This is a genomic window from Streptomyces sp. NPDC025833 (genome assembly GCF_055558055.1).
Map to the genome: position 1 here is coordinate 61,295 of NZ_JBVHNF010000017.1, position 16,358 is coordinate 77,652.

The window sequence follows — 16,358 nt, forward strand, 5'->3', positions numbered from 1 at the left end:
CCCCGCCGGGGGGGGGGGGCCCGCCCCCCCCCCCCCCGCCGGGCGGGGGGGGGGGGCCCGGCCGGGCCCGGGGGGGGGGGGCCCCCGGGCGCCCCCCCCCCCCCCCCCCCCCCGCTTCTCCGTTCCCTTCGCTCCTCGGGCCCCGGGCAGGCGCCCGCTCCGGCTCCCGGGGTACCTGTGCGGGGCAGGGCGCGCCTGATGCACCGTCATCGCACCTTCCTGGTCGCGGTGTTCGCCTGCCTCGTGCCGCCCGGCCGAGGGCACTCGGGCCGCGTACCCGAGCCGGAGGCCACGCTGCGGCGGACCTGTGCCGGGCCTGTGCGGCCGGACCCCTCCGGTGCCGCTTGCCGGGCCGTGCGGGCCCCGTCCGTGGACGCCCGCCTCTCCGTATCCGGCTCACCCTCCACCTCCGCGGTCCCGGCAGGGCGCGGAGAGCCCCGGTCCCGCGCGGAGGACCGAGCCGACCGGCGCGCGACTTCCGGACAGCGCAGCGGGGCGCGGGAGCCGCTTGCCGGGCCCCGGACGGCTCCCCGCACCCCCGTCGGCGCACGGGGGGCGATGTCCGGGGGCTGGAACCGGGGTGCGGCGGGAGGTCCGCTTCCCGTAGATTTCCGAGCGGCGCAGCGGACCGAGTCGAGGGGCGACGGGCAAGGTGACAGAGGCAAGGCAAGCCGTGGGCGAGGCCCGCAGAATCGTCGTCAAGGTCGGTTCCTCCTCCCTGACCACCGCCGCGGGCGGCCTGGACGCCGACCGGGTCGACGCGCTGGTCGACGTCCTCGCCAAGATCCGCAGCGGAGGGGAGAAGGAGGTCGTCCTCGTCTCCTCCGGCGCCATCGCCGCCGGGCTCTCCCCGCTGGGCCTGCGCCGCCGCCCCAAGGACCTCGCCCGCCAGCAGGCCGCGGCCAGCGTCGGCCAGGGCCTGCTCGTGGCCCGCTACACCGCCTCCTTCGCCCGCTACGGCGTCCGCGTCGGCCAGGTCCTGCTCACCAGCGACGACATGAGCCGCCGCGCCCACCACCGCAACGCCTCCCGCACGCTCGACAAACTGCTCGCGATGGGCGCCTTCCCGATCGTCAACGAGAACGACACCGTCGCCACCGACGAGATCCGCTTCGGCGACAACGACCGCCTCGCCGCCCTCGTCGCCCACCTCGTCCACGCGGACCTGCTGGTCCTCCTCTCCGACGTCGACGGCGTCTACGACGGCGACCCCAGCCGCCCCGGCACCTCGCGCATAGCGGAGGTCACGGGCCCGCAGGACCTCGCCGGCGTCGACATCGGCAGCACGGGCAAGGCCGGCGTCGGCACCGGCGGCATGGTCACCAAGGTGGAGGCCGCCCGCATCGCCGCCGCCGCCGGCATCCCGGTGGTGCTGACCAGCGCCGTCCACGCGGCCGAGGCCCTCGCCGGCGGCGACACCGGCACCTACTTCCGCCCCACCGGCAAGCGCTCCGCCGACCGGCTGCTGTGGCTCCAGCACGCCTCCACCCCGCAGGGCGCCCTGACCCTGGACGACGGCGCCGTCGACGCGATCGTGCGCGGGCGCAAGTCCCTGCTCCCGGCCGGAATCGCCTCCGTCGAGGGGGAGTTCGCCGCCGGCGACCCCATCGAACTGCGCGACGCCCAGGGCCGCGCGGTGGCCCGCGGACTCGTCAACTTCGACGCCAAGGAGATCCCGCGGCTGATCGGCCGCTCGACCCGTGAACTGGCACGGGAACTGGGCCCCGCGTACGAGCGCGAGGTCGTACACAGGGACGACCTGGTGCTTCTGCACGGGTAACTGTCTCAGAACCGCTCGTAAATCAGGGCGTACGGAACGCCCCCGGCGGGGGACGTTCCGTAAAACCCCCACGCGGAGCCCCGCGGCCTGCTCAACTTTGTCTCGGGAGACATGTTGAGCGGACAAGTTCCGTCAAGGGGCCGGGCGAGCCTTGCGGGCCTCGCCGGCCAAGCGTGAAGGAGGCCGTCGTGAGGCGAGCGCGTCCTGGGGCGGCGTCCCGCGGTGCACTGACGAGCGTCGCGGCCGGGGACACCTACGAGGAGCCGAGGGACCTGCCCAGGCTGTGGCACGTCACCCTGAGCGTCTCCGGACGGAACGTCGCGCTGCCCGAGCTGCGGCGGGCCCTCGAACAGCTCGCCCACGACCACCCCTTCCTGTTGACCAGCAGATACGCGACCGACCACGCGGAGATCCGGTACTGGGAAGAGGCTCGCGACCTGCACGACGCCGCCGCCGTGGCGCTGCGCCTGTGGGGCGAGCACCGGCAGAGCGCCGGCCTGCCGCCCTGGGAGATCGTCGGCCTGGAGGTCATCGACCGCGAGACCTACCACCAGCGCATCGCCGAGGGCTACGGCCCCCGGCCGGCGACCCCGGTCGGCGTGCACCCCTTCTGATCCGGCCCGGCCGGGGGAGGGGCGCGGGCCGGGCGCCGGGGCCGGGGACGCGCCGACCGCAGCGCCGACCACGGGGGTTCACCCCTTTTGCGGCGTCTCGGGGTGTGGGACGACCGCTGAACCGCGCCGCCCCGCGCACTACGCTTCCCCCATGACCACGTTCTCGCCGTACGACTCGATGTCCCCGGTCACCCAGGCCGCCTACCGGGCCAGGGCCGCCGCCGCGGACCTCGCGCCGCTCCCGCGCGCCGTGAAGGACGACGCGCTGCTCGCCATCGCCGACGCCCTGGAAGTCCGGACCGCCGAGATCGTCGAGGCCAACGCCAAGGACGTGGCCAAGGCCCGGGAGAACGGCACCAGCGAGGCCATCGTCGACCGGCTCACCCTCACCCCCGAGCGGATCCGCGCCATCGCCTCCGACGTCCGCGACGTCGCCAAGCTGCCCGACCCGGTCGGCGAGGTCGTCCGCGGCTCCACCCTCCCCAACGGCATCGACCTGCGCCAGGTCCGCGTCCCGCTCGGCGTGGTCGGCATCATCTACGAGGCCCGCCCGAACGTCACCGTCGACGCCGCCGCCCTCTGCCTGAAGTCCGGCAACGCCGTCCTGCTGCGCGGCTCCGCCTCCGCCTACGACTCCAACACCGCCCTCGTCCGGGTGATCCGGGACGCCGTCGGCGGCGCCGGGCTGCCCGCCGACGCCGTCCAGCTCGTGCCCGGCGAGAGCCGCGACTCCGTCCGCGAGCTGATGCGCGCCCGCGGCCTGGTCGACGTCCTGATCCCGCGCGGCGGCGCCTCCCTCATCCAGACCGTGGTCAACGAGTCCGTCGTCCCCGTGATCGAGACCGGCACCGGGAACTGCCACGTCTACGTCGACGCCCAGGCCGACATCGACATGGCGGTCGAGATCCTGATCAACTCCAAGGCCCACCGGGTCAGCGTCTGCAACGCCGCCGAGACCCTCCTGGTCCACCAGGACATCGCCGCCGAGTTCCTGCCCCGTGCCCTGGACGCCCTCGCCGCGGCCGGCGTCACCGTCCACGCCGACGACCGCGTCATGGCCTACGCCAAGGACTCCCAGGCCACCGTGGTCGAGGCGACCGCCGAGGACTGGGAGACCGAGTACCTCTCGCACGACATCGCCGCCGCCGTCGTCGACTCCCTCGACAAGGCGGTCGAGCACATCCGGCTGTGGACCTCCGGGCACACCGAGGCCATCGTCACCACCTCCCAGCAGGCGGCCCGCCGCTTCACCCAGCTGGTCGACTCCACCACCGTCGCCGTGAACGCCTCCACCCGCTTCACCGACGGCGGCCAGTTCGGCTTCGGCGCCGAGATCGGCATCTCCACCCAGAAGCTGCACGCCCGCGGCCCCATGGGCCTGCCGGAGCTGACCAGTACCAAGTACATCGTCACCGGCGACGGGCACGTACGCCGCTGACATTCACCCGTTCGGCCCAGCGCGCCCGGCCCTCCGCGTACCGTGCGGGCGCGCGGCCGGAAGGCGCCCCATCCGGCAGGCGAAACTCCGCACCGTCTGCCCAAAACGACCCCCCAGGTCTACGCTGGACCCGTGCCGGAGGACGTGGGGGGCACGCCGTTCCCGGACGGCTGGGATCCCGACGACGACCACGACCGCGGGGTGTCGGACGAAGAGTTCGCCTCCGTGGTCTTCGACGAGGCCTTCGTCCGGGCGGCCACGTTCCACGAGCCGACCGCCGTCGAGCGCCTGCTGGCCGCCGCGCAGGCCAGGGCGGAGGCGTCCGAGGCGGAGGCCCGCCGCGCCCACGCCCGCGGCGAGCGCTACGACGAGGGCCACGGCTCCGACGGCACCGGGTTCGACCGGGACGGGGACGACGACGCGGACGACACCTACGTCCTCGGCGACGGCCCCTTCGGCCCCTACGGCCGGCAGGTCCGCTGGCACCGGCCGGTGGCCTGGATCCTCGCCGTCGTGATGGGCATCGGCATGGTCGCCCTGGCCTTCGCCGCCGTCTACCGGGGCGGCTCCTCGGGCAGCCGCGACCGGGTCCCCGCTCCTGCCTCGACCGGTCCGGAACAGGGCGGCGCGACCGCTCCCGCCGCCTCCGGCGAGCACTCCGAACCGGCCGTTCCGGCCATCCCGCGCCTCCCCTGACCGCAGTGCTCCGGCTTGGTGAGAACCTGTCAGAACTTGTGGCTCGCCGAGGCGTTTACCCGGAGCCCGCGAGACCTACTCTGAAAGTATGGGCGGGCCTGGAGACCCACCGGAGGGGACACCCGAGGGCGGCCCCGGAGGTGCGGAGGACGAATACCGATCCGTCGTCTTCGACGAGTCGTTCGTGCGCGCTGCCCGCCTCCAGGAGTTCTCCGCCGAGGAGCGGATGGTCGACCACGCCCCCGCCGTGCGCCGCCGCCCGCCCCTGCACCGCAGACTCACCCGGCAGCTCCTGATCCTCCTGATGCTGATCGTCGTCGCCTTCGGCACCGCGATCTACCTGGGCATCCGCCACCCCTACGGCTCACCGCAGGCCCGCCGCACCGTGGAGGCCCTGCGGACGACGGTCGTCCCGCTCGCCCCGCCGGGCAAGGTGCCCGGCGCCGCCGACGCGGAGAGCCTGTTCGCGCACAGCCCCGCCGCGCACTTCGAGACCGGCGCCGAGGGCATCCCGCTGCCGGCCGCGCGCGGCACGGACCACTTCTCCGAGAGCCAGGTGGTGGCCGCCCTCATCACGGTCAAGGACTACCTCGTCCGCTCCTCGCTCTACCCGGAGGTGCTCGACGGCCGCGAGGTGCGGGCCGCCCGGGCCATGGTCACCTCCGAGCAGCTCGCCCAGTTCGACCGGAGCTTCGACCATCCGGCGGCGGACGGCCGGCACACGCCCACGGGCTGGGTGGTCCGCTTCGACCCCGCCCGGGCCCGGCTGGCGGACGCGGGGATCCGTGTCTCCGGCAGCCTGCGGGCCGCCGAGGCCGACGCGGCGACGCTGGAGGTCTCCTCCGACCACGTCTTCGTCTACGCCCTGCGTCCCGCCCGCGCCCCCGCGGGCGCCCTCGCCTCCCTGTTCACGGTCCGCCGCGCGCTGACCTTCCACCTCGACCGCGACGACCTGCGCACCCACCAGGCGCAGCTGGTCACCTCCCACGTCCAGGCGGGTCCCCTCGCCTGCGCCGGGGACGCCTCGGCCTACTTCCGCCCGCTCCTGACCGGGCAGACCGCCGGGTCCGGCGGCCCCGCGGGCACCGATCCCTACGACCCGGGCAGCGCCACGGCCCTGTGCGGAACCCTGTCCGCCAAGGCCCAGCCGGCCCTCTGAACAGTGCGGGGCACGTTCGGGGCCGGGGGCGTGCGGGGCGCGGTGTCCTACACCTCGTTGCCGCCGTTGCCGCCGTTGCCGCCCTCGTCGTTCCCGCCCGGGGCGTCTCCCTTGGCCGGCGGCGGGCTGCGGAAGCCGTCGAAGCCCCGCCGGACCCGGCCGCCCAGGTCGCCGGCACCCCCCGCGAGGTCCGAGACCAGCTTCATCAGCGGGTCCTTGGAGTCCTTCACGTCACCCGCGTAGCTGGCCGCGGACTCGCGGAAGGAGTCGCCGACCGACGTGTCCCCGTCCTCGCTGCGCCGCGGGTAGTGGCCGTCCATGATCCGCTGGAAGTCCCGGGACTCGGACCACTTCTTCAGCTCGGCGGCCCGCACCGTGGTGAACGGGTGCGAGCGGGGCAGCACGTTGAGGATCTTCAGCACGGAGTCGCGCAGATCGCCGCCCGAGTCGTACTCCTCGGCCTGCTCCAGGAACGCGTCCACGTTCATCTCGTGCAGGTGGTTGCCGCCCGCTATCTTCATCAGGCCCCGCATCGAGGCCTGGACGTCCTGGCCCACCAGCAGGCCGGCCCGGTCGGCGGACAGCTCCGACTTGCGGAACCACTCCCGCAGCGCGGTGATGATCGCCATGACCGCGATGTTGCCCAGGGGTATCCAGGCGACCTTCAGCGCGATGCTCGTCAGGAACAGCAGGACCGTGCGGTACACCGAGTGGCCGGACAGGGCGTGCCCCACCTCGTGCCCCACGACCGCCCGCATCTCCTCCTCGTCGAGCAGCTCCACCAGCCCGGTGCTGACCACGATGATCGGCTCGTCGAGACCGATGCACATCGCGTTCGGCTGCGGGTCCTGCGTCACGTACATCGGCGGGACCTTCTCCAGGTCCAGGATGTAGCAGGCGTCCCGCAGCATGTCGTGCAGGTGCGCGAACTGCCGCTCGGAGACCCGCACCGAGTCGGACAGGAACAGCAGCCGCAGACTCCGCTCCGGCAGCAGCCCGCTGAGCGCCTTGAAGACGGTGTCGAACCCGCTCAGCTTGCGCAGCGCGACCAGGGCCGAGCGGTCCGCCGGGTGCTCGTACGCCCGAGAGGAGATGCCCGGGAAGCGCCTGCGCTGCCTGCTCGGTACGTGCTCGCGCCCTGTCTGCCGGTGACCGTCGTCGGACATGTCTTCCCCCATGTGCGTATGAGTGCCCACTGCGCCCCCCGAGGCGAGGCCCAGCCTAGGCGGAGATACCGTGGACAGGCAGTACACGCGAAGGAGTCCACGCCATGGAGCACCACCCCGCAGCCGCCTGGCTGACCGAGGCCGCCACCACCGTCCAGCAGCCCGGATCGGGGAACCTGCTCCGCATCGTCCTGATCGTGATGGTCCTCGGCTGTGTACTGACCGCGTGGTTCCTGCTGCGCGGCTACAAGCGCAAGGACGACTGACGAGCGGCGGAAGTTCCCCGCCCCGGGCGGTGAATGATCTCCGTCACAGGTGTCCCGCCGGTGCCCGCCGTCCCCAACGGCGGAGTCGGCGTGATCGCCGCGGAGTCGCCCGCTTACGATGAGCCGACATCTTTATTCCGCCCACACGCGATAGGTCCTGCCGAAGATGAGCTTCCACAGCGCCGCAGCCCAGTTGGTCACCCTCGCCGCCGAGGGCGAGACGCACGGCGGAAACCACGACAGCCTGAACCCGGCCGTCACCGGCGGTGCCGCCCTGATCATCCTGCTCCTGCTCCTGTGGATCACCACCCGCTTCAACCGCGACCGCTGAGCGGGGACCCCGTCCCCGGCCGGACGTCCGAGACCGGGCCGGTAGGGTCTGCACGCATGGGAGAGCAGGACATGCCTACCGGTCCGGCGCGCGAGAAGGCCGACGACGCGGGGGAGCACCCTCAGTACGGACCGGGCAACGGCCCTGCCCACACGGGCAAGCGGCGTCTCGGCGTCATGGGCGGAACGTTCGATCCGATCCACCACGGGCACCTCGTGGCGGCCAGTGAGGTCGCCGCGCAGTTCCAGCTGGACGAGGTGGTGTTCGTTCCCACCGGCCAGCCGTGGCAGAAGTCCGACCGCAGGGTCTCCCCGGCCGAGGACCGCTACCTGATGACGGTCATCGCGACCGCCGAGAACCCGCAGTTCTCCGTCAGCCGCATCGACATCGACCGCGGGGGCGCCACCTACACCGTGGACACCCTGCGCGACCTGCGCGCGCTCAACCCCGACACCGACCTGTTCTTCATCACCGGCGCCGACGCGCTCGGCCAGATCCTGACCTGGCGCGACTCGGAGGAACTGTTCTCCCTCGCCCACTTCATCGGCGTCACCCGCCCCGGCCACCACCTGGCCGACCCGGGCCTGCCCGAGGGCGGCGTCTCCCTCGTGGAGGTGCCGGCGCTCGCCATCTCCTCCACGGACTGCCGGGCGAGGGTCGCCAAGGGAGACCCCATCTGGTACATGGTGCCGGACGGAGTCGTGCGCTACATCGACAAGCGCGAGCTGTACCGCGGCGAGTGAGCCGAGAGGGGCACCGGTGAACGAGCGATACGACGCGGGCTACGGAGACGGCCCGTACGAACTCGTCGGCTACGACGAGTACGGCCGGCCCGTGTACCAGCAGGTTCCGGCACAACAGATTCCCCAGACGCAGCAGGCGCCGCAGACGGCGTACGACCCGTACGCCCAGCAGCAGGGCTACGGCTACGACCCGTACACCACCGGCCAGGAGCCGCCGGTCCCGCCCTACGGCTCCGTCGAGCAGCCACCCGCCTACGACCCCTACGGCACCGGGGCCGCGTACGACCCGTACACCACCGGCGCCCACGACGCCACGGGCTACGACCCCTACGGGCAGGCCGCGAGCAGCGGCCGGCAGCCCCGGGCCGCCGAGCAGACCGCCCACATCCCGCAGCAGGCCGGCCCCGCGGAGCACACCCGGGCCGGCGGCGCGACCGGCTCGGCGCCGGCCGAACCGGACCACCACACCGCGCCCGCCGACTCCGGATACGGCACCGCGCCTGCCGACGCCGGATACGGCACCGCGCCCGCCGATGCCGGATACGGCACCGCGCCCGCGGACCCAGCCGACCCCGCGTCCGGCACCGGGCCGGCCGAACCGGACTACCGCACCGAGCAGTTCGCCTTCGTCGAGGAGCCGGACGGTGACTCCGAGGACGTCATCGACTGGCTGAAGTTCACCGAGAACCGCACCGAGCGCCGCGAGGAGGCCCGCCGCCGCGCCCGCGGCCGGCTCATCGCCCTGGTGGTCGTCCTCGCCGTCGTCGCGGCCGGCGGTGTCGGCTACCTCTGGTTCGCGGGGAAGCTGCCCGGCCTGTCCTCCTCCGGCGGCGGGAGCGACAGCTCCGCACAGGCGGCCGCCCAGAAACGCGACGTGCTCGTGGTCCACCTGCACAACACCGCCAAGGGCGGCACCTCCACGGCGCTGCTGGTCGACAACACCACCACCAAGCAGGGCACCACGGTCCTGCTGCCCAACTCCCTGGCGCTGAGCGGCGACGACGGCTCCGCGACGACCCTCGCCAAGTCCGTGGACGACGACGGCACCTCCGGCACCCGCGACCAGCTCGACACGGTCCTCGGCACCAGCATCCAGGGCACCTGGCGGCTCGACACCCCCTACCTGCAGAACCTCGTCGACCTCGTCGGCAACATCGAGATCGACACCGACGCCGACGTGCCCGACCCGGACGCCAAGAAGAAGGGCACCGAGCCGCTCGTCCACAAGGGCCGGGGCCAGACCCTCAGTGGCAGGATGGCCGTCGCCTACGCCACCCACCGGGCCGCCGGCGAGTCCGAGAACGCCCAGCTGAACCGGTTCGGCCAGGTCATGCAGGGCGTGCTGCGCAAGCTGTCCTCCGACCCGTCGTCCGCCACCGTCACCGTGCAGACCCTCGCGCAGATCCTGGACCCGCCGCTCACCGACAAGGACCTCGGCGCCTTCCTCGCGGGCCTCGCCGACCTCGCCAAGAGCGGTGACTACAAGACCGCCCTGCTGCCCGTGCAGCCCGACGGCACGCTGAGCGCGCAGACCAGCGACAGCGTGGTGAAGGGCATCCTCGGCGGCACCGCGAAGAGCCCCGTCGCGGGCTCCGCGATCCGGGTCTCCGTCCAGAACGCCACCGGCACGAAGGGAGACACGGAGAAGGCCCGCGTCGTGCTCCTCAACGGCGGCTTCACCTTCCTGGAGGGCGGCAGCGCCTCCGGCACCGAGACCGCGTCGAAGGTCGTCTACGCGGACGCGGACCACAAGACGGACGCCGCCGAGGTCGCCAAGACGCTGGGCCTGCCCGCCGGCTCCGTGACCAAGGGAGACGTCTCCTCCGGCGCAGACGTCTCGGTGGTCCTGGGCGGCGACTACCGCCCGTCCTCGTCCTGAGCCCGGGCCGTGCCCTCCCGGGAGGGCACGGCCCCGGCACCCCGCGTGCGGCGGTCATCGCGTGGGGCGTGCCCGGCGGTCCGTGAGACCCTTGACGTCAACAGACCGCCGACGGAAAGCCATGTAGTGACCGCCACCGACCGTTCCCTTGAGCTCATCCACACCGCCGCGCAGGCGGCGGCCGACAAGCTCGCCCACGATGTGATCGCCTACGACGTGAGCGACGTCCTGTCGATCACTGACGCCTTCCTGCTCGCGTCCGCGCCGAACGACCGCCAGGTCAGGGCCATCGTCGACGAGATCGAGGAGCGCCTGCTGAAGGAGCGCGGCGCCAAGCCGGTGCGCCGTGAGGGCGACCGCGAGTCCCGCTGGATCCTGCTCGACTACGTCGACATCGTCGTCCACGTCCAGCACAGTGAGGAGCGGGTCTTCTACGCGCTGGAGCGGCTGTGGAAGGACTGCCCCGAGCTGGAGCTGCCCGCCGACGCCGCCGCCACCCGCGGCAAGGCCGAGGAGCACGCCAAGCTGAAGGCCGCCGAGGCCGACCAGGAGCCGGACGGGGAGTGGTGATGAGCGCCACCGGCGAGGTGACCGACCGCACGGCCCGGGGCCGCCGCATCATCCTGTGGCGGCACGGTCAGACCTCGTGGAACGTGGAGCGCCGGTTCCAGGGCAGCACGGACGTCGAGCTGACCGAGACCGGCGTCGGCCAGGCCCGCCGCGCCGCCCGGCTGCTCGCGTCCCTGCGGCCGGACGCGATCGTCTCCTCGGACCTTCAGCGGGCCGCGCACACGGCCGCCGAGCTGGCCGCCCTCACCGGCCTCGACGTCACCCGCGAGGAGGGCCTGCGCGAGACCTACGCGGGCGTCTGGCAGGGGCTGACGCACGACGAGATCATCGCCCGCCACGGCGAGGAGTACGCCGCGTGGAAGCGTGGTGAGGCGGTCCGCCGCGGCGGCGGCGAGCTGGAGACCGAGGTCGCCGACCGGGCGGCCCCCGTGGTCCTGCGGCACGCCGAGAAGCTGCCCGAGGACGGCACCCTCGTCGTCGTCAGCCACGGCGGCACCATCCGCACCACGATCGGCCGGCTCCTCGGCCTGGAGGCCCGGCACTGGGAGAGCCTCGGCGGCCTCTCCAACTGCTGCTGGTCCGTGCTCGGTGAAGGCGCCCGCGGCTGGCGTCTGCTGGAGCACAACGCGGGCACCCTCCCGGAACCCGTCCTCGGCGACGACGACTGACCGCCCCGGGGCCCGCCGACGCCGGATTTCACTTTCCGGCAGGTCACAGGCTAAAGTTCTTCTTGTTCGCCCCGCCGAGCGGGAGGAACGCGAGGGGCTATAGCTCAGTTGGTAGAGCGCCTGCATGGCATGCAGGAGGTCAGGAGTTCAATTCTCCTTAGCTCCACAGATCGACACTCTGTTGAGTTGTCAAAGATCGGTGATGAAGGTCCCGTCCCTTTCGGGGGGCGGGATCTTTCGCGTTCAACGGCGGACGATCTCCGGGAGCTCCTCCCTCTCGTGCACCGGCGGCCACCCTCGGTCCCGGCACTCCCGGAGCAGCGCGATCTTCGTCCGCGCCTCCTCGTCGTCCGGGCTGTAGACCACGATCCGGCAATCGGGCATCCCGTCGACGGACAGCGACTGCGAGGTCATGCGCATTTCACCGACCGCCGCGTGCCGGAAGGTCTTCACCCGCGGCCCCGGGCGCACCACCTCCCCGCTCGCCCACAGCTCCGCGAACCAGGGGCTCGCCGCCGACAGGCCGCGTATGTACTCCTCCCAGACGGGCTCGCCCACGTGTCTGCCGTAGGACGACCGCAGCGTCGCCACCATCAGCGGCAACTCCTCCTCCCGGCGCACCAGCGGACAGACGTCGTCCGGCAGCGTGAACAGCGTCCACAGCACGTTCGGCAGGCCGCTCCCGGACGTCTTCGGCACCCGGAACAGGTGCCGGTAGGCCGCGTTGGTGGCCAGGACGTCGTAGCGCGAGTTGTAGACCACGGCCAGCAGCGGGTCGAGGGCGTCGACGATGCCCCGCAGCTGCGGGCTGACCTTCCGGATCAGGCCCTCGGGGTCCGCCTCGAACGGCACCTCGGCCAGCCGGTACAGGTGCTCCCGCTCCGGCGGGTCCAGCCGCAGCGTGCGCGCTACCGCGTCGAGCACCTGCGGCGAGGCGTTGATCGGCCGGCCCTGCTCCAGCCAGGTGTACCAGGTCACACCCACCCCCGAGAGCTGGGCCACCTCCTCCCGGCGCAACCCCGGCGTGCGCCGCCGCAGGCCCGGCGGCATCCCCACGTCGGCCGGGGTGACCCGGGCCCGCCTGCCGCGCAGGAAGGCGGCCAGCTCCGGCCTGCGCCGCCGTGTCCTCGTCCCCATCGTCATCGTCCAACCCCCGTCGTCCCCGTCGCCCCCGTCGAACGTCCATCGTCGGCACCCGGACCCGCCCCCGCCAGGTACTGGCAGTACCAGCATCGGCGGGCACTCCGCACGGGTACCGGCCCGCCGTCAGGCTCGACGCCATGACGACGACCTCCCGGACCGGGCCGGACACCGCGCCCGTCCCGAATCCTGCGACCAGTGAAGCACCCACCACTGACAGTGACGCCCCGGAGGGTCACCGGGCCGGAAAATCCGTCACGCACAGTGAAGCACCCGCCACTGACAACCGGTCCCGGATGCTCCTCGGCGTGCTGCTCGCCGCCCTGTTCATGGCTGCCCTCGACGTCTTCATCGTGAACGTCGCGGCCCCCGTGATCGGGTCCGAGCTGCACGCCTCGGGCGGCGACCTGCAACTGGTGATCGCCGGTTACACCATCACCTACTCCGTGCTGCTGATCACCGGCGCCCGGCTCGGTGACCGCCTCGGCCACGGCCGGGTCCACCTCGCCGGACTGGCCCTGTTCACCGCGGCCTCGCTCGCCTGCGGCCTGGCCCCGGGGTCGACCGGGCTGATCGTGTTCCGCCTGGCGCAGGGCGCGGGATCCGCGCTGATGGTCCCGCAGGTGCTCAGCCTCATCCAACGGTCCTTCACCGGGGAGGCCCGGGCGCGGGCGCTCGGCGCCTACTCGGCGGTCCTGGCCGTCGGCGCCGTGGCCGGCCAGGTCGTCGGCGGGGCACTGGTCAGCGCCGACCTGTTCGGCACCGGCTGGCGGCCCGTGTTCCTGGTCAACGTGCCGGTGGGCGCCGTCCTGCTCGTCCTGGGCCCGCGGGTGCTGCCGCTGGGCGCCGCGAGCGGGCGGGACCGGTCCCGGGCGCTCGACCTGCCCGGTCTGGTGCTGCTCGGCGCCGCCGTGACGCTGCTGACCGTCCCGCTCGTGCTCGGCCAGGAGGAGGACTGGCCGCTGTGGTCGTGGCTGTCGCTGGCCGGGGCCGTGGTGGTCTTCGCCGTGTTCCTCGGCCACGAGGGCCGGCTGGCCCGGCGCGGCGGCGCCCCGCTCATCACGCCCCGGGTGCTGCGCCATCCCGGCATCGGCCGGGCCGTGTTCCTGCTCCTCGCCGTGATGTCGGTCAACGCGGGCTTCCTGTTCGCGCTGACCCTGCACGTCCAGGGCGGCCTCGGCCACAGCGCGCTGCGGGCCGGGCTGGGCTTCGCGCCCACCGCCGCCTTCTTCGGCGCGACCAGCCTCACCTGGCGCAGGTGGCCGGCCGCCTGGCAGCGGGCCCTCGCCCCGGCCGGGTTCGCGCTCACCGCGGTGTCCGTCGCCGTCGTGGGACTCGCCTTCCACGGCGGCGGCGACGGGGGAGCGGTGCTGTACGCGGGGTACGCGGGTACCGGTACCGGGCTGGCACTCGCCTTCAGTCCCACGCTCACCGGCGCCCTGGCGACCGTGCGGCCCGAGGACGCGGCGGACGCCGGGGGCCTGCTGGCGACGGTCACGCAACTGGGCCAGCTGATCGGCGTGGCGTTCTTCGGCACCCTGTTCCTGAACCGGCTGGAGTCGTTCGGGGCCCTGCGGCCGGACACCTCCGCGCAGGCGCTCTCGATCTGCGCCTGGGCGCTGGCCGCGACGGCGGCGGCGGGTGCCGTGGCCGGACTGGTACTGAGGCGTCGCTGACCGTATTGGTCAGGGCGTGGCAGAATCAAACGGCCGGAAGGGGGCGCGGCCCGACGGGAGGGAGTGGCGATGCCTGCGAGCATCCTCGAGGAGGTCGGCCACCTCCTCGGTGCGGCTGTGATACGGGACACGACCACCCGGCTGAGCTGCCCTTCCTGCGGTTCCGCGCACGTGGCGCAAGTTCTCGGCGACAACGGCGGAATCTCCTACGTGTGCACGGCCTGCGGCCACAGCTGGAGCTGATCGATGGGTGCACACAGGCGGAAATGCGACTGGTGCGGCAGCGGGACGCCGATCGTGCGGGACATGGAGCCGGTCAATCCCGATTACCAGTACTGGTGCGAGGAATGCGCGCGGGCGCTGATCATAAAAGGCGACCCGATCGAGACGTACCGGGAACTGGAGGGGGAGCCGATCTACGGCCGGCTCCTGGAGGAGCACTGCACGCTCAAGCGGTTCTACCAGTTCGTCACCGCGTGACGCGGTCCCTGGCCGGCCCGGGCGACGGCACCCGGGTCCGCGCGAGGAAGAGCGCGCCGGCTCCCGCGTAGGCGGCCGACAGCGTCAACCCGGCGAGCCCGAGGTGCAGTCCGGGCCGGCCGCTCCCGTGCGGCACCCACCAGGGGACGTACACGCAGAAGACCAGCAGGGTGCCCAGGGCGGCCGCCCGGTGGCCGCGGGTCCACAGCAGCGCCACCACGGGCACGCACCACACCCAGTGGTGGGTCCAGGAGACCGGGCTGATCAGCAGGGCGGTGACCGCGCAGGCGCACACCGCCCAGGCCCGCAGCCCCCGCAACTCCGCCCGCACGGCCACCGCGAGACCCAGGACGGCCACCGCGGCCGCGCAGAGCACCCAGACGGCCCCCGGGTCGGGCGTGTGCAGCAGGCGGGCCAGAACACCGCGCAGCGACTGGTTGGCGGTGTCCTCGGCCGGCCCGACCCGGTCCGGGCGGAACACCACCTCCGTCCAGAACCGCCGGGAGTCGTACGGCAGCACGGCCGCCGCCAGCAGCGTCGCCCCGGCGAACACGACGGCGGCCCCGCGCGCGTGCCGCAGCCAGGACCCGCCGCCACCGCCGCGGCAGCGGTCCGCGAGGCCCGTGGCCAGCAGCAGCACCGGGAACAGCGCCGGCGTCAGCTTGACCGCCGTGGCCAGCCCGAGGCCCACCCCCGTCCACCGGTCGTACCCGCCGGCGGGGCGGCGGGTCAGGTCCCACAGCACCAGGACCGCCAGCAGCAGGTTGATCTGGCCGTAGCGCAGGGTCGTCCACACCGGTTCGCACCACACCGCCGCCGCCGCGACCCAGCAGACGGTCTCCACGCGCGCGTGGCCGACGAGTTTCAGCGACAGCCGGACGAACGCCACCAGCAGCGCGAGGTTGGCGACCGTCGCCAGCGCGTGCAGCAGGGCGGGGTCCGGCAGCGGCAGCGGGGTGAACAGCAGGGCCGCGAACGGCGGGTAGGTGGTGGGCAGATGCGCCGCCGTCGCGCGCAGGGCGTACAGGTCGCCGCCGGCCAGCACCGCGGCGCCCTCGGCCCGGTAGACCATCAGGTCGATCATCGACACGCGCGCGGCCCGCTGAGCGGCCCAGAACACCGTGAACGACACCAGGCACGCCCCCACGGCGAGCGTGGTCCGGCGACGGGCTGCGGACGACGCGATCATGGCCATGAAAGCGACATTAGCGGCCGTACCACCGCGAAGCCGAAACCGATTTGGAGCTACGCCCACAGGCCTGTAATGTTTACGTCGTCGCCGGGGGAACCGGGTGAAACAAAAGAACAAGGGGCTATAGCTCAGTTGGTAGAGCGCCTGCATGGCATGCAGGAGGTCAGGAGTTCAATTCTCCTTAGCTCCACAGAAATCGAAGGCGGACCATCCGATGGATGGTCCGCCTTCGGTGTGTTGCGGGAAAGGCCCGGGGTAATCCCGGGGAGCCCCCGAGGGAGCCTCTGGGGGCCCTGAGGGAAAGCCGGGGGAAGACCCCGCGGAGGCGTGCGACGGCACCTGAGCCCCGACGGGGGACCCGGCGGGTGTCCGATCGGCGTGGATCTTCCGTCGGCCGCCGGCCTCCTCGGATGCCGCGCCGCCCCCGGTGTGACTTGATCTCGATGCGGTCCCGGCGGACTTCCGGCGTGTCCCCGGCGACGCGGAAGCGCGTCGCCGCTCGCTCGGGGCCTGCGGTACCCTAGCGCCATGCGTGCCGTACGCCTTCTGCTTAGCGGGCC

At 73.1% G+C, this 16,358-nt stretch carries 16 protein-coding genes and 2 tRNA genes; 15 read left to right on the plus strand and 3 right to left on the minus strand.

Translation table 11 applies throughout. The features are described from left to right. The first annotated feature begins 673 nt into the window (after nucleotides 1-673). The 5 genes from proB (at nucleotide 674) to ACZ4K2_RS28225 (ending at nucleotide 5,687) form a co-directional block, all read left to right on the plus strand. Entirely contained in the window at nucleotides 674-1,780 is a 1,107-nt protein-coding gene (proB, locus tag ACZ4K2_RS28205; protein ID WP_467477427.1) for a glutamate 5-kinase, read from the plus strand. Between the two features lie 188 nt (nucleotides 1,781-1,968). Then, nucleotides 1,969-2,394 (plus strand): hypothetical protein, encoded by a 426-nt coding sequence (locus ACZ4K2_RS28210; protein WP_467477118.1) that lies wholly within the window; start codon nucleotides 1,969-1,971, stop codon nucleotides 2,392-2,394. A gap of 151 nt (nucleotides 2,395-2,545) precedes the next feature. Then, the gene (locus ACZ4K2_RS28215) at nucleotides 2,546-3,832 is read left to right on the plus strand and encodes a glutamate-5-semialdehyde dehydrogenase (protein ID WP_467477121.1); all 1,287 of its coding nucleotides are present in this window, start codon (nucleotides 2,546-2,548) and stop codon (nucleotides 3,830-3,832) included. Nucleotides 3,833-3,964: 132 nt separating this feature from the next. Beyond that, nucleotides 3,965-4,528 (plus strand): SCO2584 family spore wall biosynthesis protein, encoded by a 564-nt coding sequence (locus ACZ4K2_RS28220; RefSeq protein ID WP_467477124.1) that lies wholly within the window; start codon nucleotides 3,965-3,967, stop codon nucleotides 4,526-4,528. 88 nt (nucleotides 4,529-4,616) lie between these two features. Continuing rightward, nucleotides 4,617-5,687 (plus strand): SCO2583 family membrane protein, encoded by a 1,071-nt coding sequence (locus tag ACZ4K2_RS28225; protein WP_467477127.1) that lies wholly within the window; start codon nucleotides 4,617-4,619, stop codon nucleotides 5,685-5,687. Between the two features lie 47 nt (nucleotides 5,688-5,734). On the opposite strand, the gene ACZ4K2_RS28230 is transcribed toward ACZ4K2_RS28225, so the two are convergent. Beyond that, nucleotides 5,735-6,853, minus strand: coding sequence for a M48 family metallopeptidase (locus tag ACZ4K2_RS28230; RefSeq protein WP_467477132.1), 1,119 nt, complete (start codon nucleotides 6,851-6,853; stop codon nucleotides 5,735-5,737). A gap of 104 nt (nucleotides 6,854-6,957) precedes the next feature. Between ACZ4K2_RS28230 and ACZ4K2_RS28235 the strand changes: the two genes are divergently transcribed. From ACZ4K2_RS28235 to ACZ4K2_RS28265, 7 genes are all read left to right on the plus strand, one after another. Next, complete coding sequence (locus ACZ4K2_RS28235; protein WP_467477136.1) at nucleotides 6,958-7,119, plus strand: hypothetical protein; 162 nt, start codon at nucleotides 6,958-6,960, stop codon at nucleotides 7,117-7,119. Nucleotides 7,120-7,285: 166 nt separating this feature from the next. Then, on the plus strand, nucleotides 7,286-7,450 hold the full coding sequence (locus ACZ4K2_RS28240; RefSeq protein WP_467477139.1) for a hypothetical protein: 165 nt from the start codon (nucleotides 7,286-7,288) through the stop codon (nucleotides 7,448-7,450). 56 nt (nucleotides 7,451-7,506) lie between these two features. Further along, nucleotides 7,507-8,193, plus strand: coding sequence for a nicotinate-nucleotide adenylyltransferase (gene nadD / locus ACZ4K2_RS28245; protein ID WP_467477142.1), 687 nt, complete (start codon nucleotides 7,507-7,509; stop codon nucleotides 8,191-8,193). 16 nt (nucleotides 8,194-8,209) lie between these two features. Then, nucleotides 8,210-10,072, plus strand: coding sequence for an LCP family protein (locus tag ACZ4K2_RS28250; RefSeq protein ID WP_467477146.1), 1,863 nt, complete (start codon nucleotides 8,210-8,212; stop codon nucleotides 10,070-10,072). Nucleotides 10,073-10,198: 126 nt separating this feature from the next. Next, complete coding sequence (gene rsfS / locus ACZ4K2_RS28255; RefSeq protein ID WP_467477148.1) at nucleotides 10,199-10,642, plus strand: ribosome silencing factor; 444 nt, start codon at nucleotides 10,199-10,201, stop codon at nucleotides 10,640-10,642. After that, a complete protein-coding gene (locus tag ACZ4K2_RS28260; RefSeq protein ID WP_467477151.1) occupies nucleotides 10,642-11,310 on the plus strand; it encodes a histidine phosphatase family protein in 669 nt (222 codons plus the stop codon). Before rsfS ends, ACZ4K2_RS28260 begins: the two co-directional genes overlap by 1 nt. Nucleotides 11,311-11,403: 93 nt before the next feature. After that, nucleotides 11,404-11,476: transfer RNA gene (locus ACZ4K2_RS28265), tRNA-Ala, on the plus strand. A gap of 77 nt (nucleotides 11,477-11,553) precedes the next feature. On the opposite strand, the gene ACZ4K2_RS28270 is transcribed toward ACZ4K2_RS28265, so the two are convergent. Then, the gene (locus ACZ4K2_RS28270) at nucleotides 11,554-12,447 is read right to left on the minus strand and encodes a helix-turn-helix transcriptional regulator (RefSeq protein WP_467477154.1); all 894 of its coding nucleotides are present in this window, start codon (nucleotides 12,445-12,447) and stop codon (nucleotides 11,554-11,556) included. A gap of 299 nt (nucleotides 12,448-12,746) precedes the next feature. Here ACZ4K2_RS28270 and ACZ4K2_RS28275 point away from each other — a divergent pair, with 299 nt between their 5' ends. Next, nucleotides 12,747-14,126, plus strand: a complete 1,380-nt coding sequence (locus ACZ4K2_RS28275; protein WP_467477157.1) for an MFS transporter — start codon at nucleotides 12,747-12,749, stop codon at nucleotides 14,124-14,126. Between the two features lie 246 nt (nucleotides 14,127-14,372). Beyond that, a complete protein-coding gene (locus ACZ4K2_RS28280) occupies nucleotides 14,373-14,606 on the plus strand; it encodes a hypothetical protein (protein ID WP_161298305.1) in 234 nt (77 codons plus the stop codon). Here ACZ4K2_RS28280 and ACZ4K2_RS28285 read toward each other — a convergent pair. Beyond that, nucleotides 14,596-15,801, minus strand: a complete 1,206-nt coding sequence (locus ACZ4K2_RS28285; protein WP_467477162.1) for a glycosyltransferase 87 family protein — start codon at nucleotides 15,799-15,801, stop codon at nucleotides 14,596-14,598. The two genes, ACZ4K2_RS28280 and ACZ4K2_RS28285, sit on opposite strands and share 11 nt — an antisense overlap. Nucleotides 15,802-15,915: 114 nt before the next feature. Between ACZ4K2_RS28285 and ACZ4K2_RS28290 the strand changes: the two genes are divergently transcribed. Beyond that, nucleotides 15,916-15,988 (plus strand) — tRNA-Ala (locus ACZ4K2_RS28290). The last annotated feature ends 370 nt before the right edge of the window (nucleotides 15,989-16,358 follow it).

What these genes read in the sequence shown, in the direction of transcription:
- ACZ4K2_RS28215 (WP_467477121.1), top strand. Translation starts at nt 2,546, where the DNA reads ATGACCACGTTCTCGCCGTACGACTCGATGTCCCCGGTCACCCAGGCC.
- ACZ4K2_RS28225 (WP_467477127.1), top strand. Translation starts at nt 4,617, where the DNA reads ATGGGCGGGCCTGGAGACCCACCGGAGGGGACACCCGAGGGCGGCCCC.
- ACZ4K2_RS28230 (WP_467477132.1), bottom strand. Translation starts at nt 6,853, where the DNA reads ATGTCCGACGACGGTCACCGGCAGACAGGGCGCGAGCACGTACCGAGC.
- ACZ4K2_RS28235 (WP_467477136.1), top strand. Translation starts at nt 6,958, where the DNA reads ATGGAGCACCACCCCGCAGCCGCCTGGCTGACCGAGGCCGCCACCACC.
- ACZ4K2_RS28240 (WP_467477139.1), top strand. Translation starts at nt 7,286, where the DNA reads ATGAGCTTCCACAGCGCCGCAGCCCAGTTGGTCACCCTCGCCGCCGAG.
- nadD (WP_467477142.1), top strand. Translation starts at nt 7,507, where the DNA reads ATGGGAGAGCAGGACATGCCTACCGGTCCGGCGCGCGAGAAGGCCGAC.
- ACZ4K2_RS28260 (WP_467477151.1), top strand. Translation starts at nt 10,642, where the DNA reads ATGAGCGCCACCGGCGAGGTGACCGACCGCACGGCCCGGGGCCGCCGC.
- ACZ4K2_RS28270 (WP_467477154.1), bottom strand. Translation starts at nt 12,447, where the DNA reads ATGGGGACGAGGACACGGCGGCGCAGGCCGGAGCTGGCCGCCTTCCTG.
- ACZ4K2_RS28275 (WP_467477157.1), top strand. Translation starts at nt 12,747, where the DNA reads ATGCTCCTCGGCGTGCTGCTCGCCGCCCTGTTCATGGCTGCCCTCGAC.
- ACZ4K2_RS28280 (WP_161298305.1), top strand. Translation starts at nt 14,373, where the DNA reads ATGGGTGCACACAGGCGGAAATGCGACTGGTGCGGCAGCGGGACGCCG.
- ACZ4K2_RS28285 (WP_467477162.1), bottom strand. Translation starts at nt 15,801, where the DNA reads ATGGCCATGATCGCGTCGTCCGCAGCCCGTCGCCGGACCACGCTCGCC.